General features: G+C 62.5%; 15 protein-coding genes. 8 read left to right on the top strand and 7 right to left on the bottom strand.

Features of this window, described 5'->3' with window-relative positions:
• Position 1 precedes the first annotated feature (1 nt).
• Positions 2-1252, bottom strand: coding sequence for a lipoprotein-releasing ABC transporter permease subunit (locus U873_RS0114070; RefSeq protein ID WP_025128861.1), 1251 nt, complete (start codon positions 1250-1252; stop codon positions 2-4).
• A gap of 94 nt (positions 1253-1346) precedes the next feature.
• On the opposite strand from U873_RS0114070, the gene U873_RS0114065 reads away from it, so the two are divergent.
• Both U873_RS0114065 and U873_RS0114060 read left to right on the top strand, forming a co-directional pair.
• Positions 1347-1934, top strand: a complete 588-nt coding sequence (locus tag U873_RS0114065) for a PilZ domain-containing protein (protein ID WP_025128860.1) — start codon at positions 1347-1349, stop codon at positions 1932-1934.
• Between the two features lie 50 nt (positions 1935-1984).
• Complete coding sequence (locus tag U873_RS0114060; RefSeq protein ID WP_016967735.1) at positions 1985-2707, top strand: glycerophosphodiester phosphodiesterase family protein; 723 nt, start codon at positions 1985-1987, stop codon at positions 2705-2707.
• Between the two features lie 42 nt (positions 2708-2749).
• On the opposite strand, the gene sthA is transcribed toward U873_RS0114060, so the two are convergent.
• Both sthA and U873_RS0114050 read right to left on the bottom strand, forming a co-directional pair.
• Positions 2750-4144 carry a Si-specific NAD(P)(+) transhydrogenase gene (sthA, locus tag U873_RS0114055; protein ID WP_025128859.1) on the bottom strand — a complete coding sequence of 465 codons (1395 nt, stop codon included), beginning with the start codon at positions 4142-4144 and terminating at the stop codon, positions 2750-2752.
• A 201-nt stretch (positions 4145-4345) separates the two neighbouring features.
• On the bottom strand, positions 4346-5350 hold the full coding sequence (locus tag U873_RS0114050) for an FAD:protein FMN transferase (RefSeq protein ID WP_029978393.1): 1005 nt from the start codon (positions 5348-5350) through the stop codon (positions 4346-4348).
• A gap of 298 nt (positions 5351-5648) precedes the next feature.
• Between U873_RS0114050 and U873_RS0114045 the strand changes: the two genes are divergently transcribed.
• Complete coding sequence (locus U873_RS0114045) at positions 5649-6947, top strand: MFS transporter (RefSeq protein WP_025128857.1); 1299 nt, start codon at positions 5649-5651, stop codon at positions 6945-6947.
• Between the two features lie 116 nt (positions 6948-7063).
• On the opposite strand, the gene U873_RS0114040 is transcribed toward U873_RS0114045, so the two are convergent.
• Positions 7064-8527 (bottom strand): glyceraldehyde-3-phosphate dehydrogenase, encoded by a 1464-nt coding sequence (locus U873_RS0114040; protein WP_025128856.1) that lies wholly within the window; start codon positions 8525-8527, stop codon positions 7064-7066.
• Between the two features lie 351 nt (positions 8528-8878).
• Between U873_RS0114040 and mfd the strand changes: the two genes are divergently transcribed.
• The 3 genes from mfd to U873_RS0114025 are packed head-to-tail and all read left to right on the top strand — an operon-like array spanning position 8879 to position 15607.
• Positions 8879-12328 (top strand): transcription-repair coupling factor, encoded by a 3450-nt coding sequence (gene mfd, locus U873_RS0114035; protein WP_025128855.1) that lies wholly within the window; start codon positions 8879-8881, stop codon positions 12326-12328.
• A 10-nt stretch (positions 12329-12338) separates the two neighbouring features.
• Positions 12339-12905, top strand: coding sequence for a CsiV family protein (locus U873_RS0114030; RefSeq protein ID WP_025128854.1), 567 nt, complete (start codon positions 12339-12341; stop codon positions 12903-12905).
• Positions 12906-12916: 11 nt separating this feature from the next.
• Positions 12917-15607: a DEAD/DEAH box helicase gene (locus U873_RS0114025; RefSeq protein WP_025128853.1), complete on the top strand. Its 2691-nt coding sequence runs from the start codon at positions 12917-12919 to the stop codon at positions 15605-15607.
• A gap of 66 nt (positions 15608-15673) precedes the next feature.
• Here U873_RS0114025 and nagZ read toward each other — a convergent pair whose 3' ends face one another.
• Complete coding sequence (gene nagZ / locus U873_RS0114020) at positions 15674-16672, bottom strand: beta-N-acetylhexosaminidase (protein WP_177330275.1); 999 nt, start codon at positions 16670-16672, stop codon at positions 15674-15676.
• Positions 16673-16873: 201 nt separating this feature from the next.
• A complete protein-coding gene (locus U873_RS0114015) occupies positions 16874-17581 on the bottom strand; it encodes a TetR/AcrR family transcriptional regulator (RefSeq protein ID WP_025128851.1) in 708 nt (235 codons plus the stop codon).
• Positions 17582-17832: 251 nt separating this feature from the next.
• On the opposite strand from U873_RS0114015, the gene lexA reads away from it, so the two are divergent.
• Together lexA and sulA are read left to right on the top strand one after the other, a co-directional pair.
• On the top strand, positions 17833-18438 hold the full coding sequence (gene lexA, locus U873_RS0114010; RefSeq protein WP_025128850.1) for a transcriptional repressor LexA: 606 nt from the start codon (positions 17833-17835) through the stop codon (positions 18436-18438).
• Positions 18439-18448: 10 nt separating this feature from the next.
• Complete coding sequence (gene sulA, locus U873_RS0114005) at positions 18449-18922, top strand: SOS-induced cell division inhibitor SulA (RefSeq protein ID WP_025128849.1); 474 nt, start codon at positions 18449-18451, stop codon at positions 18920-18922.
• A 104-nt stretch (positions 18923-19026) separates the two neighbouring features.
• On the opposite strand, the gene U873_RS0114000 is transcribed toward sulA, so the two are convergent.
• Complete coding sequence (locus U873_RS0114000) at positions 19027-19260, bottom strand: hypothetical protein (protein WP_011060267.1); 234 nt, start codon at positions 19258-19260, stop codon at positions 19027-19029.
• Positions 19261-19338: the final 78 nt, after the last annotated feature.

The following is a 19338-nucleotide window of genomic DNA, read 5'->3' as shown; positions in this document are numbered from 1 at the left end:
CTCACTCATAACGTAGCGCCTCCGCAGGCTGGGTGCGCGCCGCACGCCAGGCTGGATACAAGGTGGCGAGGAAACTCAGGACCAGCGCCGCGCCGCAGACCATCAACACGTCCTCGGCCATCAGTTGCGAGGGCAGGTAGTCGATGAAGTACACGTCGGCGTTGAGGAATTTGTGCCCGATCAGGCCTTCGAGGGCGGAGATCGCCGCACTGACGTTCAGTGCCGCAAGCATCCCCAGTACGGCACCGATCAAGGTACCGACCACCCCGATCACCGTACCCTGGACCATGAAGATCGCCATGATGGTGCCCGGCGTGGCGCCCAGGGTGCGAAGAATGGCGATGTCGCCCTTCTTGTCGTTCACCACCATCACCAGGGTCGAGATGATGTTGAAGGCGGCCACCGCGACGATCAGCAGCAGCAACAGGCCGATCATGGCTTTTTCCATGCGGATGGCCTGGTACAGGTTGCCGTGGGTACGGGTCCAGTCGCGGGCGTAATAGTGGTTCTCGCCCAACTGCTGGGCGATTTCCCAGGCCGTGCGCGGTGCCTGGAACAGGTCGTCGAACTTCAACCGCAGCCCCTGGACCTGGTCCGGCTTCCAGCGATGCAGGCGCCCCAAGTCTTCAAGGTTGGTCAGGCCCAGGTAGCCGTCGATCTCTCCGGCGCCGACGTGGAAGATGCCCACTACGGTAAAGCGCTTCATCCGCGGGAACATGCCGGCCGGGGTCACCGTGACTTCAGGCGCGACGAAGGTCAGTTTGTCGCCCAGGACTACACCCAGCTTGGCCGCCGCCTTGTCACCGATGACGATGCCGAAGCTGCCGGGCGCCAGGGCATCCAGCTGACCTTGCTGCATGAAGTGGTCAATGATCGACACCTCTCGCTCCTTGGCCGGATCGATGGCATTGAGCAGCACCTTCTGCACCTGCCCCTTGTTGGTCAGCAGGCCCTGCATCTGGGTGAAGGGCGCCACCGCCAGCACTTTCGGGTTCTGCTTGACCTTGTCGGCCAGGCTTTGCCAGTCGCTGATGGGTTCACCGGCTTCGATGGTGGCGTGGGGCACCATGCCCAGCACGCGGGTGCGCATTTCATGATCGAAGCCGTTCATCACCGACAGCACGACGATCATCACGATCACGCCAAGGGCGAGTCCGATCATCGAGGTCAGGGAAATGAATGACACAAAATGATTGCGACGCTTTGCACGGGTATAACGCGTGCCGATAAAAGCAAACAGAGGTCTGAACATGTCGGGGCTTGTTCGGAGGAAAAGAAGACGTCCTTGTGGCGGGGCCTGGTAAGCAGCTTTACACTCAGACCACTGCCTCTACCATGGGTTCGCCATGTCGACATTAGATGAAGAAGATCGCCGCGAATACTACCGTATCGAGGACACGATCGCACTGGAAATTAGCCCCCTGTCCGCCCACGACGCGGCGAGCAAGGAAGTGTTGCAGGATGAGTCGCCGCTGTTCAATCTGCTCAGCGAACTGCACCTGAGCGAATTCGAATCCCAGCACCTGCTGCGCCAGGTCAGCGAGCGTGACCGCACCCTGGCCAGCTACCTCAAGGCGATGAACAAGCGCATCGACCTGCTGGGCCAGGTGGTGGCGCAGACCGTGCTCGGCAAATTCGGCGAACCGCAACGAGTGGTCCTCTCCGAAGGCGGCATCGAGTTCAGCCACCACCAGAGCTACCCCAGCGGCAGCCACCTGGCGGTGAAATTGCTGCTGATGCCTCAGGCCCTGGGCCTGCTGCTGCGGGCCAAGGTCACCCATTGCGAACCCCAGAGCTTCGGCACCTTCGAAGTCGGCACCGAGTTCGAAGCATTGACCGACGCCCAGCGCCAGTTGCTGGCGCGCTATATCCTGCAAAAACAGGCGCAGCAGCGACGCCTGGCCCGGGAACAGAGCGACCCGGCCGCCGGCTGAACAGCACGCCCGACCCTCTCTAAAGGAACAACATCCGTGAAGGAGCAATTGTGACCCTGATCTATGGCCATCGTGGCGCTAAAGGCGAAGCACCGGAAAACACCCTGACCAGCTTTCAGGAATGCCTCAAGCACGGCGTACGCCGCTGCGAGCTCGACCTGCATCTGTCCATGGACGGCGAGCTGATGGTGATTCACGACCCGACTCTCAAGCGCACCACCGACCGGCGCGGCAAGGTGGTGGAACATAGCGCCGCCGAACTGGTGACCTACGACGCGCGCAAGGGTGGCCCGGGCTGGGTCAGCCCCTGCCCGATCCCACGCCTGGAAGAGCTGTTCGAGAAATGCGACTTCGAGCACTGGCAGCTGGAGGTCAAGAGCGCCTCGCGCACCCGCGCCGCGACCACGGTGCTGGCCATCAGGGAAATGGCCCAGCGTTTCGGCCTGCTGGACAAGGTCACCGTGACCTCAAGCTCCCGGGAAGTCTTGAAGGCCGCGGTGGAGCTGACGCCGGACCTGTCCCGCGGACTGGTAGCCGAGTACGCCTGGCTCGACCCGTTGAAGGTCGCCCAGAGCTATGGCTGCGAGATTCTGGCGTTGAACTGGACCCTGTGCACCCCGGAACGGCTGCAACGGGCGCAGCGTCAGGGCTTGCATGTGTCGGTATGGACAGTCAACGAGCCCGCGCTGATGCGCAGACTCGCCGACTTCGGCGTAGATAGCCTGATTACAGACTTTCCCGGTTTGGCCAGCGCCACCCTCGAGAATTACTGAAATCGGTCTCCCCGGCCGGCTCAGGCCACCGGCCGGAGCCGCTCAAAAAAGCCGGTTGAGGCCGTCGTACGCGGCTACCCGATAGGCTTCGGCCATGGTCGGGTAGTTGAAGGTGGTGTTGACGAAGTACTTCAGGGTGTTGAGCTCGCCCGGCTGGCTCATGATCGCCTGGCCGATGTGCACGATCTCCGAAGCCTGGTAGCCGAAGCAATGCACGCCGAGGACTTCCAGGGTTTCCCGGTGGAACAGGATCTTCAGCATGCCTTGCGGCTCGCCGGCGATCTGCGCCCGGGCCATGCCCTTGAAGAACGCCTTGCCCACTTCGTAAGGCACCTTGGCCTGGGTCAGTTCCTGCTCGTTCTTGCCGATCGAACTGATCTCGGGAATGGTGTAGATCCCGGTCGGTACGTCGTTGACGAAACGCCAGCTGCCGTTATCGACAATGCTGCCAGCGGCCGAGCGCCCCTGGTCGTGGGCGGCACTGGCCAGGCTCGGCCAGCCGATCACGTCACCGGCGCCGTAGATGTTCGGCACGCAGGTGCGATAGTTCTCGTCGACCTCGATCTGGCCACGGCTGTTGACCTTGACCCCGATGTTCTCCATGCCCAGCTTGTCGGTGTTGCCGGTACGGCCGTTGCACCAGAGCAAGGCGTCGGCCTTGATCTTCTTGCCGGACTTCAGATGCAGGATCACCCCGTTGTCCACACCTTCAACGCGGTCGTATTCCTCGTTATGGCGCACGGTGATGTTGTTGTTGCTGAAGTGGTAGCTCAGGGCCTGGGAGATTTCCGAATCCAGGAAGCTGAGCAACTGGCCGCGGTTGTCCACCAGTTCCACCAGCACCCCCAGACCGCTGAAGATCGAGGCGTATTCGCAACCGATCACCCCGGCGCCGTAAACGATGAGTTTGCGCGGGGTGTGGCCGAGGCTGAGGATGGTGTCGCTATCGTAGATACGCGGGTGACCGAAATCGATGTCCGCCGGGCGATACGGGCGCGAGCCGGTGGCGATGATGATGTGCTTGGCCACCAGTTTTTCCACCACGCCGTTGGCGCAGACCACTTCCACGGTCTGCTCGTCGGCGAAGCTGCCCGTGCCGAAGAACACGTCGACCCGGTTGCGGGCGTAGTAGCCGGTACGCGAGGCCACTTGCTTGGAGATGACCTTCTCGGCGCTCTTGAGCACGTCCGGGAAAGAGAACCAGCGCGGCTCGCCAATCGCCCGGAACATCGGGTTGGTGTTGAACTGCATGATCTGCCGGACCGAGTGACGCAGGGCCTTGGACGGAATGGTACCCAGGTGGGTGCAGTTGCCGCCGACCTGGCGACGGCTATCGACCATCGCCACTTTGCGTCCTGCTTTCGCGGCGTTCATCGCCGCACCTTCTCCAGCGGGGCCTGAGCCCAGCACCACTACGTCGTAGTTGTAGACAGCCATGCGTACTCCTCAGAACAGGCCGAGATGCCCTTCTGGCATCTCCGGCTAAATCATGCCGCGGCCGGCGGCATGAAGGATCAATTTGGCTCGGTTACGAACCCGGGCACAGTCTATAGAAGCGTCAACGCCGCGCACATTAACCCTTGGTCGCGTCGTAGGCTACTTTTGCCTGCACTACAGGCTGCGCAACAGCGCACAAGGTTATTGTTTTTGCCCGGCCAGCAGTGCATCGAAGGCCGGGTTGCTGCGTGTGACGAAACCTGTAGCGCTGCGCATCACAAAAAAACCGGCGATGCGGTGTTTTTCCGCATAGTCCCAACCCGCCTCCGGACCGAGGATCAGCAACAGCGTCGACAGACCATCGGCCATCAGCGCCGAAGGATGAATCACCGTCACCGAGGCCAGCGTGTGGGTGATGGGTTGGCCGAGCCGGGCATCGAAGGTGTGGGAGTAGCGCTGGCCGTCCTGCTCGAAGTAATTACGGTAGTCGCCGGAAGTGGAAACGCCATAACCATCCAGGGCGATCACCCGCTGGGCCACCTGCTGGTCATCCCGTGGTTCTTCCAGGGCAATGCGCCAGGGCGAGCCGTCGGGCTTGCGGCCCACCGCCTTGAGCTCGCCGGTGGCTTCGGCGAGGAAACTGTCGATCCCCAGTTGCGTGAGCCGCACGGCAATGCGATCCACGGCATAACCGGCGGCGATGCTGTTGAAATCCACCTCCACCGGCGCGTCCTTGCACAGTTCCTGCCCTTCGATACGCAGGTGACCGTGCCCTACCCGCTGCCGCACCTCGGCCAGGGCCGAGGCACTGGGAACCTTTTCCTCGCGCCCCTGAGGGCCAAAACCCCAGAGATCCAGCAGCGGTTCCACCGTCAGGTCAAACGCACCATCGCTGTCCCGGGACAGTTGCTCGCCGACCCGCACCAGTTGCAGCACCGGTTCCGGCATCGGCTGGCAGCTGTCGGCGGGCAAGGCATTGAAACGCTCGATGTCCGAATCACTGCGGTAGGTGGACATTTGCCGATCAACCTCGGCCAGAATCCCCTCGACCTCGACCTGCACCAGGGACGCCGCCGGACCATCGGCGTGGCGCACGTACTGCACCGACCAGCTGCTGCCCATGGTCGGCCCGGAGAGGCTTTCCAGGCGCTCGCCACCACAACCGGCCAACAGCACCAGCGCGGTGTACAAAGCGCTCCATCGCATTCGTTGCTTACCCGACAAGGTGTTCCTCCCGATCAACCGCCCTGCTGGGCCAGCTGGCAGTGCAAATGGCCATTATGCGACAGGCGGAGGCCGCCTGCCCGGCGTCCCACCTCATTGGCTACGGGCAGAACCTTGATCTAGAGCCGCCCTGCCACCCCAAGAGTTTTTGTTGCCGGATGGCTTTCATACACATATCGTTACAAAACTGTTCAGCGTGCAGCCTCGAGCCCCGACTTTGCAGTAAGGGACGCATAACGACCAGGGATTGCTAACAAGACAGCCAAAGTGAGTGAAAAAAATGTCCACGACCACGGGCAAAGGCAAGGCGATCTTTCGCGTTGTCAGCGGCAACTTTCTCGAGATGTTCGACTTCATGGTCTACGGCTTCTACGCCACGGCGATTGCCAAGACCTTCTTCCCTGCCGACAGCGCCTTCGCCTCGCTGATGCTGTCCCTGGCGACCTTCGGCGCCGGCTTCCTGATGCGCCCCCTGGGGGCGATCTTCCTCGGTGCCTACATTGACCGCCACGGCCGCCGCCAGGGCCTGATCATCACCCTGGCACTGATGGCCGCGGGCACGGTACTGATTGCCTGCGTACCGGGTTACGCCACCCTCGGCGTTGCCGCACCACTCCTGGTACTGCTGGGCCGCTTGCTGCAGGGCTTCTCGGCCGGCGTGGAGCTGGGCGGCGTGTCGGTGTACCTGGCCGAGATCTCGACCCCGGGCCGCAAGGGCTTCTTCGTCAGTTGGCAGTCGGCGAGCCAACAGGCCGCCGTGGTCTTCGCCGGCCTGCTGGGCGTAGGCCTGAACCACTGGCTGAGCCCCGAGCAGATGGGTGACTGGGGCTGGCGCGTGCCCTTCCTGGTGGGCTGCATGATCGTGCCGGCGATCTTCATGATCCGTCGTTCCCTGGAGGAAACCCCGGAGTTCCAGGCTCGCAAGCATCGCCCCTCGCTTTCGGAAATCGTTCGCTCCATCGGCCAGAACTTCGGCATCGTCATTGCCGGTATGGCCCTGGTGGTGATGACCACGGTGTCCTTCTACCTGATCACTGCCTACACCCCGACCTTCGGCAAGGCCGAACTGCACCTGTCGGATTTCGACGCCCTGTTGGTGACCGTGTGCATCGGCCTGTCGAACTTCTTCTGGCTGCCGGTCATGGGTTCGCTGTCGGACAAGATCGGCCGCAAGCCGCTGCTGCTGGGGGCGACCATCCTGGCGATCTTCACTGCCTACCCCGCCCTGTCCTGGCTGGTGGCCAACCCCAGCTTCAGCCATCTGCTGATCGTCGAGCTGTGGCTGTCCTTCCTTTATGGCTCGTACAACGGTGCGATGGTGGTGGCCCTGACTGAAATCATGCCGGTGGAAGTGCGCACCACGGGTTTCTCCCTGGCCTACAGCCTGGCCACCGCGACCTTCGGCGGCTTTACCCCGGCAGCCTGTACCTACCTGATCCACGTGCTGGGCAATCAGGCGGCTCCGGGCATCTGGCTTAGTGGCGCGGCGGTGCTGGGGCTGATCGCCACCCTGGTGCTGTTCCGCGGTAATCGCCACGAACTGCGTACTGCGCAAGCGGCAACAGCGCGCGGCGCCTGAGACAAAAGCTTCGCTGGCAAGCCAGCTCCTACGGGATTGCGCCGACTTGGCTTGCCGGCGCAAGCCACAAACAAAAACGCCCCGACAAGTCGGGGCGTTTTCATTGCAGCAGTCGCTTAGCGCGGGAACGCTGGCGGGTTGACCCCAGCCATGTCTTCCATCACGCGCACAACCTGGCAGCTGTAACCAAACTCGTTGTCGTACCAGACGTACAGAACAACGCGGTTGTCCTGGGTGATGGTCGCTTCAGCGTCGACCACACCGGCGTGGCGCGAACCGACGAAGTCGGTGGAAACCACTTCCTGGGAATTGACGAAGTCGATCTGCTTGTGCAGATCGGAGTGCAGCGCCATGTAGCGCAGGTACTCGTTCATCTCTTCACGGGTAGCCGCTTTCTCAAGGTTGAGGTTGAGAATCGCCATCGACACGTTCGGCGTCGGAACACGGATCGCGTTACCGGTCAGCTTGCCGGCCAGCTCAGGCAGAGCCTTGGCGGCAGCGGTGGCAGCACCGGTCTCGGTGATCACCATGTTCAGCGCGGCGCTACGGCCACGGCGATCGCCCTTGTGGAAGTTGTCGATCAGGTTCTGGTCGTTGGTGTACGAGTGAACGGTTTCGACGTGACCGTTGACGATGCCGAACTTGTCATTCACAGCCTTCAGCACCGGCACGATGGCGTTGGTGGTGCAGGAAGCAGCGGACACGATCTTGTCGTCAGCGGTGATTTCGGCGTGGTTGATACCGTGAACGATGTTCTTCAGCTTGCCCTTGCCAGGCGCAGTCAGAACAACGCGGTCGATACCCGGGCAGGCCAGGTGCTGGCCCAGGCCGTCGGCATCACGCCATACACCGGTGTTGTCCACCAGCAGCGCGTCTTTGATGCCGTACTGGGTGTAATCCACCTCGGTCGGGTTCTTCGCGTAGATCACCTGGATCAGGTTACCGTTGGCGGTGATGGTGTTGTTTTCTTCGTCGATGGTGATGGTGCCGTTGAACGAACCATGTACCGAATCGCGACGCAGCAGGCTGGCGCGCTTGGTCAGGTCATTCTCGGCGCCCTTGCGCACGACAATGGCACGCAGGCGCAGGCCGTCGCCACCACCGGTTTTCTCGATCAGGATGCGCGCCAGCAGACGGCCGATACGACCGAAGCCGTACAGTACAACGTCAGTGCCTTTGCGGGCCGAAGCATTTTGCTGGCCAACCACGTCAGCCATTTCTTCACGCACGAACTGCTCGGCGGTGCGGCCGTTGCCTTCGTTGCGGAATTTGAATGCCAACTTGCCCAAATCTACCGAAGCCGCGCCGAGCTTGAGCTCGCTCATGGCCTTGAGCAGTGGGAATGTTTCGTGGACGGAGAGTTCGCTGTCGTCGGAGGAACGGTGGCGAGCAAAGCGGTGGGCTTTGAGAATCGCGATGACAGACTGGTTGATCAGGCTGCGGCCATAGATCGAGCTCACCACATTGTTATTGCGGTAGAGCTGACCGATAAGCGGAATCATCGCTTCTGCGAGTGCTTCACGGTCGATCCATTCACCAAGACACTGGTCGGGCTTCTGAGTCACGGGAACCTTCCACATGTAGGGGCAGAAAAAAGGGGCTACATTATGCCGCCGAGTCCCCTGCGTAGCAATGCGCGCCTGTCGTGCGGAACGTAACAAAAGCCCTTGCAAAAAAATAACGCCGCGCTAGAACCCAGCAAATACGCGGCTTCCAGCAGCGTCAATTTTTTGATGCGGCGCGGGCGTTGTCTGTAACCCTCCGTAACACTGCCCGGTTTTGGCACTACATATCACTACAAAAAACCGATTATTTTGTCATTGCCACTACATTTTCCAGAACTGCCCATCATGCACATCTGCAACTGACAGTCAGCCCCCTGCCCCGTTACAATTACCGACTTTGTCGCAACGCTTGGAGCTAGACCGTCCGTGCCCGTCCTGCGTCTACCGCTACTCCCTTCCGCCGCCGGCAAACAGCATTGGGGCAATCTGCCCGGTGCCGCGCTGAGCCTGGCCATCGCCGAAGCCGCCAGCGCTGCCAAGCGCTTCACCCTCTTGCTGACCGCCGACAGCCAAAGCGCCGATCGACTGGAGCAGGAGCTGAGCTTCTTCGCCCCGGATCTGCCAGTACTGCATTTCCCCGATTGGGAAACCTTGCCCTACGACTTGTTCTCGCCGCATCAGGACATCATTTCCCAGCGCATCGCCAGCCTGTACCGGCTGCCGGAGCTGGAACACGGTGTGCTGGTGGTGCCGATCACCACCGCCCTGCACCGCCTGGCGCCGACCCAGTTCCTGCTGGGCAGCAGCCTGGTACTGGACGTTGGCCAGAAGCTCGACGTCGAACAGATGCGCACGCGCCTGGAAGCCAGCGGCTACCGCTACGTCGACACGGTCTACGAGCACGGCGAGTTCACCGTGCGCGGTGCATTGATCGACCTGTTCCCGATGGGCAGCAAACTGCCTTACCGCATCGACCTGTTCGATGACGAAATCGAGACCCTGCGCACCTTCGACCCGGAGAATCAGCGCTCCATCGACAAGGTCGACTCGGTGCGCCTGCTGCCGGCCAAGGAATTCCCCCTGCAGAAAGAAGCGGTGACCCGCTTCAAGGCACGCTTTCGCGAGCGCTTCGATGTGGACTTCCGTCGCTGCCCGATCTTCCAGGACCTGAGCAGCGGCATCACCCCGGCCGGTATCGAGTACTACCTGCCCCTGTTCTTCGAAGAAACCTCGACCCTGTTCGATTACCTGCCCCAGGACACCCAGGTGTTCTCCCTGCCCGGCATCGAGCAAGCGGCGGAGAACTTCTGGAACGACGTGCGCGGGCGCTACGAAGAACGCCGCGTGGACCCGGCGCGCCCACTGCTGCCGCCTGCGGAATTGTTCCTGCCGGTGGAAGACTGTTTCGCCCGCCTGAAAAGCTGGCCACGGGTGGTCGCCAGCCAGCAGGACATCGAGACCGGTGTTGGCCGCGAGCGCTTCCCGGCCCAGGAGTTGCCCAACCTGGCGATTGAAGCCAAGGCCAACCAGCCGCTGGCAGCGCTCGCGGGGTTCCTCGACGAGTTCCCCGGCCGGGTGCTGTTCACCGCTGAATCCGCCGGGCGCCGCGAGGTGCTGCTGGAACTGCTGGAACGCCTCAAGCTGCGGCCCAAGACCGTCGACAACTGGCCGGACTTCGTCGCCAGCAAGGAGCGCCTGGCAATCACCATCGCGCCCCTGGACGAGGGCCTGGTGCTGGACGATCCAGCCCTGGCCCTGGTGGCGGAAAGCCCGCTGTTCGGTCAGCGGGTAATGCAGCGCCGGCGCCGGGAAAAGCGCGCCGATGCCAACAACGACGCGGTAATCAAGAACCTCACCGAACTGCGTGAAGGTGCGCCGGTGGTGCACATCGACCACGGCGTCGGCCGCTACCTGGGCCTGGCGACCCTGGAAATCGACAATCAGGCCGCCGAATTCCTCACCCTGGAATACGCCGAGGGCGCCAAGCTCTACGTGCCCGTGGCCAACCTGCACCTGATCGCCCGCTATACCGGCAGCGACGATGCCCTGGCACCGCTGCACCGCCTGGGCTCGGAAGCCTGGCAGAAAGCCAAGCGCAAGGCCGCCGAGCAAGTGCGCGACGTGGCCGCCGAACTGCTGGACATCTATGCCCGTCGCGCTGCCCGTGAAGGCTATGCCTTCGCCGACCCCAAGGCCGACTATGCCACCTTCAGCGCCGGCTTCCCGTTCGAGGAAACCCCGGACCAGCAGAGCACCATCGAAGCCGTGCGCGAGGACATGCTCTCGCCCAAGCCCATGGATCGCCTGGTGTGTGGCGACGTCGGCTTCGGCAAGACCGAAGTGGCCATGCGCGCCGCCTTCATTGCCGTACACGGCGGGCGCCAGGTGGCAATCCTGGTGCCCACCACCCTGCTCGCCCAACAGCACTACAACAGCTTCCGCGACCGCTTCGCCGACTGGCCGGTGACTGTGGAGGTGATGAGCCGCTTCAAGTCGGCCAAGGAGGTGAATGCCGCGGTGGCTGACCTCGCCGAAGGCAAGATCGATATCGTCATCGGCACCCACAAGCTGTTGCAGGACGATGTAAAGATCAAGAACCTGGGCCTGGTGATCATCGACGAGGAACACCGTTTCGGCGTGCGCCAGAAAGAACAGCTCAAGGCCTTGCGCAGCGAAGTCGACATCCTCACCCTGACCGCCACGCCGATCCCGCGGACCCTGAACATGGCCGTCTCGGGCATGCGCGACCTGTCGATCATCGCCACGCCGCCGGCTCGCCGCCTGTCGGTGCGCACCTTCGTCATGGAGCAGAACAAGAGCACGGTGAAGGAGGCCCTGCTGCGCGAGCTGCTACGGGGTGGCCAGGTGTACTACCTGCACAACGACGTGAAGACCATCGAGAAATGCGCCGCCGACCTCGCGGAACTGGTGCCAGAAGCTCGAATCGGCATCGGCCATGGGCAGATGCGCGAACGCGAACTCGAGCAGGTGATGAGCGACTTCTACCACAAGCGCTTCAACGTACTGATCGCCTCGACCATCATCGAGACCGGGATCGACGTGCCCAGCGCCAACACCATCATCATCGAGCGCGCCGACAAGTTCGGCCTGGCCCAGTTGCACCAACTGCGCGGCCGGGTCGGCCGCAGCCACCACCAGGCCTATGCCTACCTGCTGACGCCGCCGCGCCAGCAGATCACCCCGGACGCGGAGAAGCGCCTGGAAGCCATCGCCAATACCCAGGACCTGGGCGCCGGTTTCGTCCTGGCCACCAACGACCTGGAGATCCGCGGCGCCGGCGAACTGCTGGGCGACGGTCAGAGCGGGCAGATCCAGGCCGTGGGCTTCACCCTCTATATGGAAATGCTCGAACGCGCAGTGAAAGCCATTCGCAAGGGCGAGCAGCCGAACCTCGACCAGCCCCTGGGTGGCGGGCCGGAAATCAACCTGCGCCTGCCGGCCTTGATTCCCGAGGACTACCTGCCGGACGTCCACGCCCGACTGATCCTCTACAAGCGCATCGCCTCGGCCACCGACGAGGACGGCCTGAAGGATCTGCAAGTGGAAATGATCGACCGCTTCGGCCTGCTGCCCGAGCCCACCAAGAACCTGATCCGCCTGACCCTGCTCAAACTCCAGGCCGAGCAACTGGGGATCAAGAAGGTCGATGGCGGCCCGCAAGGCGGGCGCATCGAGTTCGCCGCCGATACCCCGGTGGACCCGCTGGCGCTGATCAAGCTGATCCAGGGCCAGCCCAAACGCTACAAGTTCGAAGGCGCAACACAGTTCAAGTTCATGGTGCCGATGGAACGCCCGGAAGAGCGCTTTAATACATTGGAGGCGCTGTTTGAACGCCTCACCCCGAAAACTGCTTGAAGGACGCCCCATGCGCCTGCTTCGCTGCTTGCCCCTGTTGCTGATCCTGGTCGCGCCCATGGCCTTTGCCGATGACCTGTACCAGGTGGAAATGATCCTGATCCGCCAGAATGCCGAACCGCCGCTCCTCAGCCGGACCGCACCGGAAGACTGGGCTGCCGGGGCCCAGCGCCTGCCTGCGGACAGCCAGCGCACCCCATCCCTTGGCCCGATCGTGGAAAAACTTGGTGCCAGCGGCAACTACAGCGTGTTGCTGCACAAGGCCTGGCAACAGACCCTGGGAGAAACCCCGGTCAAGGTCGCCCTCAGCGACGGTCCGGAGCAGTTCGGCCAGTTCCCCATCGAAGGCACCCTGGCCCTCAAGCTCGGGCGCTTTACCGACGTGGACGCCGACTTCTGGATCAACCAGATCGACAGCAATGGCTTGGTCACCCGCAGTGAACGCCTGAAGCAGCAAAGCCACACCAAGAACGGCCAGCTCAACTACCTGGACAACGGACACCTGGCGCTGCTGATCAAGATCACCTCGCTTACCGCACCGGCGCCCCGTCCTGCGCCAACTGAAATTCCGGACTGATTGAAGTCCCTATGACCCCGCCCCTGACCAAACCCCTGGCCCCGTCCTGGATCAACCGCTTCAAGGAGCAGGTCCTGGAACGTGGCCGACGCTACGCCCTGGAAAAACGCGTGCGCATCGTCAGTGCTGGAGACAGCGCTATCACTGCCAGTTGCCAAGGTTCCGGAGACAGCGTCTATCGTCAGACCATCCACCTGCGCGAATCGAGCAAGGGCAGCCTGCTGCTGATCGACGGACATTGCACCTGCCCGGTCCACAGCAACTGCAAGCACATCGCCGCAGTATTGCTGCACGTGCAAGAGACCCTGGCCTACCCAGCGGCGGCACAGGATGCCGAGTTGCTGGAGAAACTCTCTGCCGTCCTCGACAGCCGTCGCCCTCCAGCGCTCCCCCAGCAACTGCTCGACGACGTGCAGCCAGTACCGCGCCTGTGGCTGGCAAGTATCGAGTTCAGCGCCTTCGAGCCGCGCAATGGCAAGATGCAGCGCTACATCCAGCACCGCGCAGCCCTGTCGTTCAACTATCAGGGCGAATACGCCAGCGGACAGAAGAATGCCGATCTGATCATCCGCCAGGAACACCAGAGCTTGAGAATCAAGCGCCAGCCGGAGTTGGAACAAGGCTACCGCGAACAGTTGCGCGGCCTGGGTTTCAAGATCGCTACCCGGCAGAGCAAGGCACTCCCGGAAAGCGCCGGCGAGTTGTTCGAGATGGTCAACGACAGCGCCTGGCTGACCTTCACCCTCAATGAGTTGCCGAAGCTGCGCAGCCAGGGCTGGGAACTGCAGATCGACGAGGACTTCGGTTTCGACCTAACGGCGGTGGACGACTGGTATGCCAGTGTCGATGAAGTGCCGGGGCGCGACTGGTTCGACCTGGAACTGGGGATCATCGTCAACGGCGAACGCTTGAGCCTGCTGCCGATCCTGCTCAACCTGATGCGCTCCCACACCGAGATCCTCAACCCCGAACGCCTGGCCAGGCGCCGTGACGACGAGTTGATCCTGGTGAACATCCCCAATCGCCCCAACTCTCCCCATGGCCCACTGCAAGTGGCCCTGCCCTATGGCCGCCTGAAACCGGTACTGGCGACCCTGGGCGAGTTCTACCTGCAGGAACCGGGAGAGACCACCCTGCGCCTGAGCAGCGCCGACGCCACGCGCCTCAACCCGCTGCAGGACCTGCCGCTGCTCTGGGAAGGCGGCGAGCACATCCGTACCTTTGCCCAGCGCCTGCGGGACATCAGGGACTACTCGGCGCCGGTACCGCAGGGTTTGAATGCCACCTTGCGCCCTTACCAACTCGAAGGACTGAGCTGGATGCAGTCCCTGCGACAGCTGGAGGTGGGCGGCATCCTCGCCGACGACATGGGGCTGGGGAAGACCCTGCAGACCCTGGCGCACATTCTCAGCGAGAAAAACGCCGGGCGCCTGGACCGCCCCTGCATGGTGGTGATGCCCACCAGCCTGATTCCCAACTGGCTGGACGAGGCCGCGCACTTCACTCCGCAACTCAAGGTCCTGGCACTGTATGGCGCCGGGCGCAAAAGACATTTCGAACAACTGGCCGACTACGACCTGCTGTTGACGACTTATGCGCTGCTACCCAAGGACATCGAGCGGTTGGCGGCGCAACCCTTGCACGTGCTGATCCTGGATGAGGCGCAGTACATCAAGAACCCGTCGAGCAAGGCCGCCCAGGCCGCCCGGGAGCTCAACGCCCGGCAGCGCCTGTGCCTGTCCGGCACGCCCCTGGAAAACCACCTGGGGGAACTCTGGTCGCTGTTTCACTTCCTGCTGCCGGGCTGGCTCGGCGATGCCAAGAGCTTCAACCGCGACTACCGGGTGCCGATCGAGAAGCACGCCAGCGAAGTGCGCCTGCAGCACCTCAATGGCCGGATCAAGCCCTTCCTGCTGCGCCGCACCAAGGAACAGGTGGCGACCGAGCTGCCGCCCAAGACCGAGATCATCCACTGGGTCGAACTCAACGAAGCGCAGCGTGATGTCTACGAAACCATGCGCCTGGCCATGGACAAGAAGGTCCGCGACGAGATCACCCGCAAGGGCGTGGCTCGCAGCCAGATCATCATTCTCGAAGCCCTGCTCAAGCTGCGCCAGGTGTGCTGTGACCTGCGCCTGGTCAACGACCAGCCACCGGCCCGGGGCAGTTCGTCGGGCAAGCTCGACAGCCTGATGGCAATGCTCGAAGAGCTGTTCGAGGAAGGTCGACGTATCCTGCTGTTCTCGCAGTTCACCTCGATGCTCAGCCTGATCGAGGCCGAGCTGAAACGGCGCAACATCGCCTACGCCCTGCTGACCGGCCAGACCCGGGACCGGCGCACACCAGTGCGCGACTTCCAGAGTGGCAAGCTGCAGATTTTCCTCATCAGCCTCAAGGCCGGCGGTGTCGGCCTCAACCTGACCGAAGCCGATACGGTGATCCACTACGACCCCTGGTGGAACCCGGCGACCGAAAGCCAGGCCACCGACCGCGCCTACCGCATCGGCCAGGAGAAACCGGTGTTCGTCTACAAACTGATTGCCCGGGGCACGGTGGAGGAGAAGATCCAGCACCTGCAACAGGAAAAATCGGACCTGGCGGCGGGAGTACTGGATGGGCGCAAGGCGGGCGACTGGAAGCTGCAGAGCGAAGACATCGAGGCGTTGTTCGCGCCGCTGCCGGACAAGAAGGCCAGCCGCTGATCCCGCCCCCGGCCAGTTCGGGGCAATCCATGAAGGGCACCGGAGAATGACCGGCGCCCCTCCTCCTCAGTCGATCAACTGAGCGGCCTTGAGGGCACCCAGCGCAGTGAGCCAGCGCGGATCCTGCTTGTATTCGACACTGGCAACAGCCTGCCCGCGCATCCGCGCGATTCGCGGCGATGGCCGCACCTTCAGGCGCTGCACCGCACTCAGGGCCAACTCGGCCGCAGCACGATCGTTGCACACCAGGCCCATGTCACAACCGGCAGACAGCGCCGCCTCGATGCGACTCGCAGCATCGCCCACCACATGAGCGCCGGCCATGGACAGATCATCGCTGAAGATCACCCCATCGAACTGCAGTTCGCCACGCAGGATGTCTTGCAGCCAGCGCCGGGAAAAACCGGCCGGCTGAGGGTCCACCTGCGGGTAGATCACATGCGCCGGCATCACCGCTGCCAGCTGCTTGCTCAGGCGAGCGAACGGCAGCAAGTCCCTGGCGCGAATTTCATCCAGGCTGCGCTCATCATTGGGGATGGCGACGTGGGAATCGGCCTCGGCCCAGCCGTGCCCGGGAAAATGCTTGCCGGTGGCCGCCATGCCGGCGCTGTTCATCCCACGGATAAAAGCCCCGGCCAGCAGCGCCGCACGCTCGGGGTCGCCCTCGAAGGCACGGCTGCCGACCACCGCACTGCGCTGATGGTCCAGGTCCAGGACCGGAGCAAAGCTAAGGTCCAGGCCCACCGCCAGCACTTCGGAGGCCATGATCCAGCCACACTGCTCGGCCAGGTACTCGGCATTCGGGTTGTCGGCCAGCGCGCGCATGGCCGGCAGGCGGACAAAGCCCTGGCGCAGCCGCTGCACCCGGCCGCCCTCCTGGTCTACCGCCAGCAGCAGATCCGGGCGAATGGCGCGAATCGCCGCACAGAGCTCACGCACCTGGCGCGGGTGCTCGATATTGCGCGCGAATATGATCAGCCCTCCCACTTGTGGCTGACGCAGGAGTTGGCGATCTTCGGCCGTCAGCCAGGTACCGGCGACGTCCACCATCAAGGAGCCTTGCAGGCCAGCAGTCATAAAAATTCCTTAAACACGAATGCCCACGCCATCAACGATGGATCCCGGGGAAGGCACAAAGGGCCGCATTCGCCATGAATGCAGCCAAACCGGCCAGGGTCGGCGAAGGGAAGGCACAAAGGGTATGAAACGAGAGTCGGCATGGGCGGCTAGCTTAGCGGATGTAAGCTGACCCGCCCACCCGTGAGATCAAGCCTTGGCGACTGCCGGAGCTGACTTGCTGCGGGGCTTGAGCTGGGCGCTGGCCATCGCTTCGTCAGTGACGCCGGTTTCAGCCCGCATGCCGGCCGCAAGGAACGGCACCATCAGCCGCATCACCTGCTCGATGGAGGTATTGACCCCGAAATCGGTTTCGGCGATGGCCCGCAGCGCCTTGATCCCGGACATGCTGAACGCGGCCGCTCCGAGCATGAAGTGCACGCGCCAGAACAGTTCGATCGGCGGAATGCGCGGCGCCGCTTCGTTGACCAGCAGCATGTAGCGACGGAACACCTTGCCGTACATGTCTTCCAGATAACGTCGCAAATGCCCCTGGCTCTGACTGAAAGCCAGACCCAGCAGGCGCATGAAGATCGACAGATCATTGCCACTGCGCGGCTGCACCACCAGGGCCTGCTCGACGAGGATTTCCAGCAGCTCTTCCAGGCTCGGCTTGCTCTCCGGCTTGGACTGGCGACGCTCCAGCTCGCGATCGAGGCTGATGCAGAACGGCCCCAGGAAGCGCGAGAACACCGCCTGGATCAGGGCCTTCTTGGAGCCGAAGTGATAGTTGACCGCAGCCAGGTTGACCCCGGCCTTGCTGGTGATCAGCCGCAATGAGGTTTCGGCAAAACCTTTTTCCGCGAACAACTGCTCGGCAGCATCGAGAATGCGTTCAACGGTTTCCGACTGGGCCATGGCTACTCCGCCTGACAAACACTTGTTTGAAACATACGTTTCAGGCTCTGCAATGTCAAGCCTGCCAGCCTCTGCAGAGGCCGTCCGGCGGGCTATTTAATCACACCTGCCGGCCTCTGTAGCCAGCCTTGGACGGTGGATTGCTTCAGCACGACGACAACCTTGCGGCGACCCCGGGAAAAACGAGGATTGCCAAGTGACGCCCACTGTATATAATCCCAGTCACTGTATAAAAAGACAGAGCGATCGACATGCTAAAACTGACGCCACGCCAAGCTGAGATTCTGGCTTTTATCAAGCGCTGCCTGGAAGACAACGGCTACCCACCGACCCGCGCCGAGATTGCCCAGGAGCTGGGTTTCAAATCGCCCAACGCTGCCGAAGAACACCTCAAGGCCCTGGCTCGCAAAGGCGCCATCGAGATGACGCCCGGAGCCTCGCGCGGCATTCGCATCCCGGGCTTTGAAGCCAAGAGCGACGATTCGCTGCCCGTTATCGGTCGCGTTGCCGCCGGCGCTCCGATCCTGGCCCAGCAACACATCGAAGAGTCCTGCAACATCAACCCGGCCTTCTTCCACCCTCGTGCCGACTATCTGCTTCGGGTACACGGCATGAGCATGAAGGACATCGGCATCTTCGACGGCGACCTGCTCGCAGTGCACACCACTCGCGAAGCCCGTAACGGCCAGGTGGTGGTAGCGCGCATTGGCGATGAAGTCACGGTCAAGCGCTTCAAGCGCGAAGGCAGCAAGGTCTGGCTGATCGCCGAGAACCCTGAGTTCGCCCCCATCGAAGTCAACCTGAAAGATCAGGAACTGGTGATCGAAGGCTTGAGCGTCGGCGTTATTCGCCGCTAAAGGAGGCTCCATGCAGTTCCCCCACACACCACAGCAAGCCCAGTTGCCCCTGTTCGAAGCATTCCTGGCCCAACCATTGGTGCCAGCGCTCAAGGAAGTGGCCGAGGCGCCCTGGAACAAAGAACCGGACGCCTTCAGCGAACTGTCGTTACGCGGCGCTGCCGGGAACTGCCTGAACCTGCTGGCCCCCATCCTCAGGGAACTGAGCGAGGAACAGGATGCGCGCTGGCTGACCCTGATCTCCCCGCCCTCCAGCCTGACTCAAAGCTGGCTGCGAGATGCCGGACTGAATCGCGAACGCATCCTGCTGCTGCACCCGCGGGGCAATCAGAGCCCGCAGCAACTGGCCTGTGAAGCCCTGCGCCTGGGCCGCAGCCATACCGTAGTGAGCTGGCTGAACCCGTTGAGCACCAGCGCCCGGCAACAACTGATCAGCGCCGCACGTACTGGCGACGCACAGAGTCTGAATATTCGCCTGGGGTAAACAGCGGGAGCGCTGGAAAAGGTGCTTGAATCGCACGGGCTTCTCCAGAATTGAGAAGCCGAAACAAATACGACGAATGACCGGATAAAAGCCGATAAACGGACTTAGTGAAGAACCCGCGGACCGTCTTCCTTGTCGATTTCGCCTTCAACCAGGCGCCCGGCCATCTGTACGCCGACACTCAACATGGCTTTGGCCACTTCAACATGCTGTCCCTGCAGAAAGGCTTTGGCATCCTCGGAGAAATCCAAAGTAACCAGAGAACCCTCGTCCTCAGCTCTGCGCAGCTCGATACGGCCGTCTGGCAACTCGACAATTTCTAGAAAGGACGTTGGCATATAGGTCTGTTCTCCACGAAAGGGCGGGATTATATCAGTCATCGCCCAGCCCTCGCTCGGGATCTTGAACCAGGACGC

This window comes from Pseudomonas sp. PH1b, assembly GCF_000633395.1.
Classification (GTDB): Bacteria; Pseudomonadota; Gammaproteobacteria; order Pseudomonadales; family Pseudomonadaceae; genus Aquipseudomonas.
Note: the sequence above shows the minus strand (reverse complement) of the source record. Positions and strands in the feature narration are given on the sequence as shown.